The sequence below is a fragment of the Phyllobacterium myrsinacearum genome, assembly GCF_014138285.1.
GTDB classification, from domain to species: domain Bacteria; phylum Pseudomonadota; class Alphaproteobacteria; order Rhizobiales; family Rhizobiaceae; genus Phyllobacterium; species Phyllobacterium myrsinacearum_A.
The window spans coordinates 1-7491 of the sequence record NZ_JACGXN010000027.1; the positions used below are offsets into that span (position 1 = coordinate 1).

The following is a 7491-nucleotide window of genomic DNA, read 5'->3' on the forward strand; positions in this document are numbered from 1 at the left end:
GAGGCATTGGAAAATGGTGCCTGATCGTAGGACAGCGCATAGGCACCGCGCTGCTGGCCACTCACCGTCACATCGACCGTCTTCAGCCGGTATTTTGTATAGGAAATGCTATAACCATTGGCCATCAGCAGAAAGTCCGGACGGGTATCGTAATAGAACCGAATCAATGTTCCGTTGTAGCTGACGGCAGCGGGATAGCAGACCGGCAGATCAGGGCACGTGTAACCATACCCGACACTGTTGCCGTTGGTATCTGTCACCTGAGCCAGCAGATAGCGGCCGCTCATCTGCAGATCGTAGTCGGGTGTGCCGGCAGCAGGCGTTGAACCCGAAACCGCAGCGACCGAGCGGAAGGTTGACACTGTGCCGTCGCGATCCGTCACCGTCCATTCATTGGCAGCTGTATTGTAGGCAATACGCCGGTAGCTCTCGTTCTCTGTCGCGTGCGTGCCACCTGTTGCACAGGATGGCGACACCATGCCCTGAACACAGCCTACCAGCTGCTCACCATTCAGGAGATAGCCGTCTGCAGCATCAAATGCAGGGATGCCATATCCGGCGCTGGCCCGCTCGATCACGTCGAACCCGTCAATCCCCCAGCCAAGCCCAAGCCAGCCTTGATAGGTACCACCAATCTTGGTCTTTCGTGCCGAATTGTAATTCAATGACAGTTTTGGCTCGAGACCACGAAAGGCCGGAACACTGATACCGACCGACTGCGAGAGATTACCAGTCCCGGCAATATCGGGCACCGACGCCTTCTCGGGGCTACTGACCGGAGCATCGTTCGTCGGTTCGGGAACAGCCGCAGCAAGACCCGCTGTGTTCTTGTCGCTGTCTTTCGAATCCACCTTAGCTGCATCTTTTGATTGAACCGCATCCTTTGCAGCTTTGGCATTCTTCTCAGCATCAGTTGACGAAGGTTCGGTCGATTTGCCAGTATCTTCAGCCTTGGGCTTGCCGAGAACCGTTCGATCAACAGCGGTGTCAATCGCCGGTACAGTTCCTGGATCTGTTCCTGCATTCGGTTTGACTGGCGAGCCTGTTGGTTGCTGTGAACCTGCGCCAGCTGACGTCTTTGATCCCGGCGTTCCGCCCAGCCCGCTCCCGCCATTGCCAAAGCCGCCCGGCTTGGCCACAGGCGTCTGCTCTGCTGCTCTTGCACTTGTGGGGAGTATTTTTGCGAGGATGGTCCCTTGCGCAGGCAATAGTCCAAAGAACATCGTGGCAGCAAACAGCGCTGCACAAGTATGGCGGATATGCATGAGACCCCCTCATAAAGATCAATGAGACAAACATCGAACGTGAGGCACGCTAGCCGATGCTCATGACAGAGGTGCAACACATTTTTGCCATAATGTGAGAAGTTTCGATTTGAAACTGTGGATAAGTTTGAAGCAAAGTCGAAATAACTGAACTTAAATTAAACAACCAATACATCTGTTTCATGAATGTCGGGCGCTCGCTCTGATTCACCGCAATTAGTCCGACAATGATTCGTTGGACTGATATGCTCGTCATATTGATGAAGGTGATCCTGAGAATTTCAGCGGAGCCTCAGCATTTGAGTCACTTTATCTCTGGTAATGGCGCCATTTAAAGATGGATTTGGGTGTGCAGTTCCTTGAGTATTCTCGACTCGCCTTCTGTGTCTTTGCCTTCAAGGCACTGAACGAGAGATTGAAGATCTTGGCAATTATCTGTCGTCGGCAAATGGACACGCAATTCAGTTCATTGTTGGCTTCGGCTTCATGGATTCCACCCATTTGTTAGGTTGACCCGCAAAGTGATCCCGTAGCCTATCTGCAATATGATTCGCCGACCACACCGCAGCAGTTTCAAGCTTAAGCGCCTCTTCGTAACTTATGGGCCATTCCTTACCTTTATCATATCCCGTCAGTTTACCCGTATGGAGATCCTGGCGAAAGAATACAACATGGTTATCGATTTCGGCTCCCGGATCAATCCATCCAATTTTTTTCCAGTTTCCCTTTTTGGGTGCGTTATCCATTACAAAAATTTTAAATGCGATCGGCCTGCTAACAATCTCAGCACAAGTCAGATCATCTTTGGTACCAAGGTCGTAAAAACCATAGAGAGGATGGGCGAGAGTTATCGCATAGCCGTGCAATTCGTCGTTGATGGGAACTTCAAATATGTTTCCTCTTTCACGTTTGACCGTCGCCATTTATTCTCCGAATTCTTTCTTTGCTGCGTCCATATATCGATCGAGCTTAGGATTGTTGGGTGAAATTCCATTAATCTTATTGGCCGATGTGCCCTCCATGGATTGCGCGCCTCCTGCGGCATCAATGTTTTGCTGCTCTCTTCCTCTTATCGCATCGGGATTAGAGCTGGTTTTATCGAGTCGCGCAGGGCCGTAGCCAAGGGCGTCGAGTGCATCATGCTTTGCATCGCGCCTGGCAATATTCTGTTCGGGTGTCCCTGTCCCGCTCGTTCGACCGTTATACACTACGCCTGTTTCAGGATTTGTTTTGTTGTAAGTTTCAAACGTTTTTGTTGGCGGCGTAACAGCCGTGATGGTTGGAGTAGTCATATTGGTTGCAGGCGTTACGGGACTGACCGTAATAGTAGCGTTCAACCGACCAATAATGAAAGCGCCCTTTATGATACCAAGAGCAGCCTTCACCTGTGGCGGGGTCGGAGCTGCCATTCCGATATCCACAGCCGTTTCAGTACGCTTTAAACCTTCTTTTTGCGCGGCGGCCGTGGCTCGATCCACTATATCCTTAGCTTGCTGTTCAGCTGCTTTTGCTCGGGCTTCACTTTCGCCCATTCCATTGAACTGGTGGCCGTTTGGATCGCTTTTGTTGACGGGATCGTTGTCCGAATAAGAATACCGATTGGTGCCAACGCCATCCATGGTCGGATCCATGGTATCGGGCGAAATGAACCTTGCTCGTTGGGCGAAGTTTGCGCCGCTGCCGGTGATGAGACGGCCTGCTGATGGACCGGTGAGCGATGCAGCATAGCTTGATGCTGTTCCTGCTGCGATAAAGGCAAGAACGAGAAACAGCGCAATGACACGCTGTACATATGCTTTGGCCTGCGAACGTATCATGCGATATACCCCCTCGGTTTGTCGCGATGAGTGCTACTGCAATACAGGCTGTGTCCAGCCAAGCGTTCCGGCTTGCTCGAACGCTGCCAGATTGGCCTGATGAAGTCTATTGGCCTCCGGAAGTTTATCCGCAGGTATATCTCTTTCATCAGGATATTTTTTGATGAAGTTCTCTTCCAGAATTTTGTAATATGCTGTGCCCTTCTTTATAAGGGTGTAGGCATCTTCCGGCCAGACTTCGAGTAGAACATCTGCAACGGCAATGGCATCTTCATAACGCTTGGTTTCAAGCATATCTTCCATGACCAATGTTGCCATGACAGAGATAGTTTGCTTGCGCGACAGCTTCTTCATGTAGACACCATTGGCAATGGCTTGCTCGGTCATGGGTGCCTTCTTCTGGTACCACATCTCGCGTGTTGCGCCAGCTCCGCTTGTCGTTTCGAGATTGTAGGTAGTTCCTGTTGCATCGTCCGTATACTTGACGAACACATGCAACGGTGCGGTCGAAAGCGTCACATCCAGCCCCAGCCTTTCGCCAAGGATCAGGAACAGCATTGGCATGGAAATGCAGTTACCCTTGCGCGTTGCAAGGTAATTGCTGAGCAAACGTGTCTTGAACTCTAGACCATACGGGTCGGCCATATTGTACTGGAACGGTTTGTTGTCGTTCCATTTTCCCGGCTCGTAGATGAAGGCTCGAAGCGCCTTCATCTTCTCCATGCTGGTGGCAGCCTTTTCTGGAGATAGCGTTCCAAGCATCCTATCAATTATGACCCTCATCTGATCGAGTTCAGCCAAGACAGCATTCTCATCCACCGAAGGATCAACATAATGGTCAATTGCCAGCTTGATATGGGCATAGTCCATTTGCCCATCTGCTTTCTCAAGGAGATTGCGGACAAATGCGGCCGGAGTCTGAGGTGAATTCTGGTCGGCGTTGGCTGATGTGCTTGCCCAGAGCAAGGCAACACAAACTAGCGTCGATAGACACACTTTACCAAGCGCGGAAAAGGCACCAGGTGAAAGGGACTGTTCTGTCTGCGAGTTTGATTTCAAGAACCGGACCATTTGACCTCTTGTCCCATCGCACGCGACATTTCCGTTCTCCTCGCTGCCAGCGACAACCATAAACCGGCCGAAATACACAGCGATAACAATCCAAACCAAATATAGTGGAACAGTTTTTGCTGATCATTTTTGGCATAAGCATAGCGATTTGTCCCGACACCTTCCTTGGTTGGATCCCAGTCATCGGGTGAAATGAAGCGGGCGAAGATTGGGTCGTAGTAGCGGGCATTCAAATACATCAGCCCGGTTTCAGGATCATAGCGTTCGCCAATGTATCCTTTTGATGTCTGCATGGCGGTGTTGGTGCGCTCGCCATAGGCGGCATAACCGGTAGATTCTATGGGAGCACCGTTGATGTCCGTGACCAGACGCACGGAAGCAAGATGATTGCGATGCAGGAACTGCTTTGTCACGCTGCCCGACGTGACGTTCTGAACGATCTTCAGATCGGGATACGGATAGCGGGTAAAAATGTCCGTGCCTGGCGTCGAGCGGTCAATCTCGACATTGGCATCGGGATAGAGTGTCTTGCCGAGAGTCCAGGTTTTTTGTGTGCGAGCGCCATCCGGTCCATAGGCAAGGGTGACCGCAGCATTGTTCCGGGTGACCGTGCTGAGCCGATTGGACTGATCCCAGACGAGGGTTCGTGATCCGTCCGACAGCATATTGCCGCTGGCATCGTAAGTGATTGCCTTGGCACCGATCTGCGTGGCCGCATGCGGGCGAACCGCATTGCCGGCCGGATAGGTGTAATAGCCCGTCCTTGTGCGTGACAAAAGATTGCCGCTAACCGAATACTCGTAGGTCTCGTCCAGTGTATTGTCATTGAGATTGTCAGCCGTCTTCAGACGGGACAGATCATCATAGGTGTAAACCCAGTTGTCAGACCCTTGTATGGCTTTGATGCGGCCGAGATTGTCACGGGTATACGAGTGGCCCATCAGGGTCGTGCCGCCCTTGGTCGTGATCACCTGCGTCAGCCAGCGCCGGGTCGGCGAATAGCTGAAACTCGTCGTCACGCCATTGGCATAGGTGATCTGTTTTGTCTGACCATCTGCCTCATAGGTAATATCGGTGACGTAGTCGGGAATGGACTTCAGCAAATCATTGCCATTGTATTGCCAGACACGCGGCCACTCGCCGATATTGAGCGTGACTGCTGCCCCCTGTTTCGTCGTGACATATTGCTTGACCGAGGTCTGTCCTGAGTAGTTATGACCAGTAACCGTGCGGTGCCACACACCGCCGATCGAGGCGTCCTCGATCAACGGCTTGTCATAGGCATCATAAGCGTACTGGCGGGTGGCATTGTCGTTCTGTGCCGTGGTCAACTTGCCGATATTGGTTGTTATCTGGCCCGCCTGCCACAGGTTCTCATCATATACGTTATTTGCCACCAAAACCGGCGATGTCTGCCCTGATGCCGTTGTCTGCTGCTTTTTCAACCGGTCAAGCTGGTCATACTCCATGGTCGAGACATAACCGCGTGCATCGGTCTGTTTGATCAGGCGGCTTTTGTCGTCATAGGCATAACTCCAGTAGCCGAGATCCGGATCATTCGCGGCGAGCCGGTTCCCCAGCATATCGTAAGAGTAGCCCCAGCGTGCACCAGCCGCATCGCCCACGCCGACCAAACGGCCGAGCGCATCGTAGTCTCTGTATTCGCCGACATAAGCGCCGTTCAACACCTTCACCAAAGTGATCGCATCGCCGCGGCTGCTAAAATAGGTGTAGAGCGGATGCTGCTCTTCATCGACCATCACAAGTTGCGTCAGCGCAACATTGCTCGTTCCAGCTATGCTGCCGACAGAGAGATTATGCTGATAGCTGCGGGATGTGCCATCAGGATTGACGGTTTGGACGACTCGGTCATTCCAGTCATACCTGTTGATGGTCCATTGCGGGGTTTCATTGTCGAAGCGCGGGAAAGCCGTGCGCCAGACATTGCTGCGCCAGTCATAGTCCGTATCGACAAGCTTTGTCGCTGAACCGGCGCTATCTCCCGGCGTCTGGACGCGCCACGGCCGGCCAAGCCCATCGTAATATGTTCGCTTGTAACCGTAGCCGTCGCCATTGGATAAAGGAAACGCGTCGACAACGGCCTGCGTCTGTGGAAGGCCTTCATTCTCGTAGGCGGTGTTGACGTACTGGCCAGTTGTATTGTTGACCATCTGAGACGGGCGGCAGAACCGATCATAAGTGAACGTTCGTGTTATGCCATTCCAATCGACCTTCTTTGCGGGAAAACCGCAGACAGCGTCATAGTCTGCTGTCGAGACAAAGCGCGAATCGGCCGTCTGGCCGCCCGTTGCAAAATAGCGCGGCGAGCGTTCTTTCACCGGATAAAGGTGAAAGGTCTGATCGTAATCCCACTCGGTCCTGTGACCGGCAGGGTTGATCTCTACGATCCTGTTGCCATAACCATCATAGAAATAAGACGTGCCAACGGCGCGCTCGCCCGTTCCCATGCTCATATAGTCAACGACCTTGGTCAGCTTGCCCTGGGTCGGTTGCGCCCGCACATCGGTGGCATAATCGTAGTAGTTGTACCGGTAGCTGATGAATGGCCAGGCATCATCAAAGCCAGCTCGTTTGCGCTCTGCAAGCGGCAGCGAGACGTTATAGTTTGTCAGATTGGGCGAATAAAACCGTTCGGTCCACAGCTCGTCACCACTGGTATCAAGCCGGCCATAGTCCTTGATCTGCGTGATATTGTTATAGGCATCGAACGTCCGCTCGACCCGCAGCGCCGTCGAAATATTCTCGGTCAAGTAAGTGACGGTCGCCTGGTTCTGCACGAAGTATGGCTTGGCAGCAGCATTGACGACATAATATTCCGAAACCTGTTTATGAATTGCTCCCCCGGTCTTGTCGCGCCAGGTGATCAGCTCCGGCAGTCCGTAGCTGGCAAGGTCTTGACGATAGGTCGTCTCGATAACAGGTCGGTTTGCTTCGCCCGTTGCCTGCGGCTTGACCACCGACATATTGCGATAGCCGAGGAATTTGCGGGCGACAGGATCGTAGAGCCCACCATTGTAGAAATAATTGGTCGCCCAATAATTGCCCCGTCCATCATTGACCGATATTACCGACACCGCATGCATGACCTGCGGCATGTAGCCATTGGGCCAGCGTGTGGAAGGGGTATAATCGACGCCGATGACACCGCCTGTCTCAAGCGTGATACTGCGCAAAAGGTTCGGACTGGTTGGTCCGGGATTGGAGATGACGGCCGTCTTGCCGTCAATGAAGTCTGGCAGGCCATCGCCGTTGAAATCACCTAAGATCGCAGTTCCATGGCCGGTAAAAGGTGACTGGACGATCTGGTTGCTGTCTGC

The 7491-nt window shown here is 52.6% G+C and carries 5 protein-coding genes; all 5 read right to left on the reverse strand.

Annotation, left to right across the window (positions count from 1 at the left end; all coding sequences use genetic code 11):
• Positions 1 to 1265: SpvB/TcaC N-terminal domain-containing protein (locus FHW16_RS28500; RefSeq protein ID WP_182552835.1), on the reverse strand; the 1265-nt coding region annotated here is incomplete at its 3' end.
• Positions 1266 to 1726: 461 nt separating this feature from the next.
• The gene (locus tag FHW16_RS28505) at positions 1727 to 2188 is read right to left on the reverse strand and encodes an Imm26 family immunity protein (protein WP_182552836.1); all 462 of its coding nucleotides are present in this window, start codon (positions 2186 to 2188) and stop codon (positions 1727 to 1729) included.
• Complete coding sequence (locus FHW16_RS28510; RefSeq protein ID WP_182552837.1) at positions 2189 to 3082, reverse strand: RHS repeat-associated core domain-containing protein; 894 nt, start codon at positions 3080 to 3082, stop codon at positions 2189 to 2191.
• Positions 3083 to 3115: 33 nt separating this feature from the next.
• A complete protein-coding gene (locus FHW16_RS28515) occupies positions 3116 to 4213 on the reverse strand; it encodes a transglutaminase family protein (protein ID WP_182552838.1) in 1098 nt (365 codons plus the stop codon).
• Positions 4138 to 7491, reverse strand: a 3354-nt coding sequence (locus FHW16_RS28520; RefSeq protein WP_182552839.1) for an RHS repeat domain-containing protein, incomplete at its 5' end; no start/stop codon positions are given. The genes FHW16_RS28515 and FHW16_RS28520, both read right to left, overlap by 76 nt.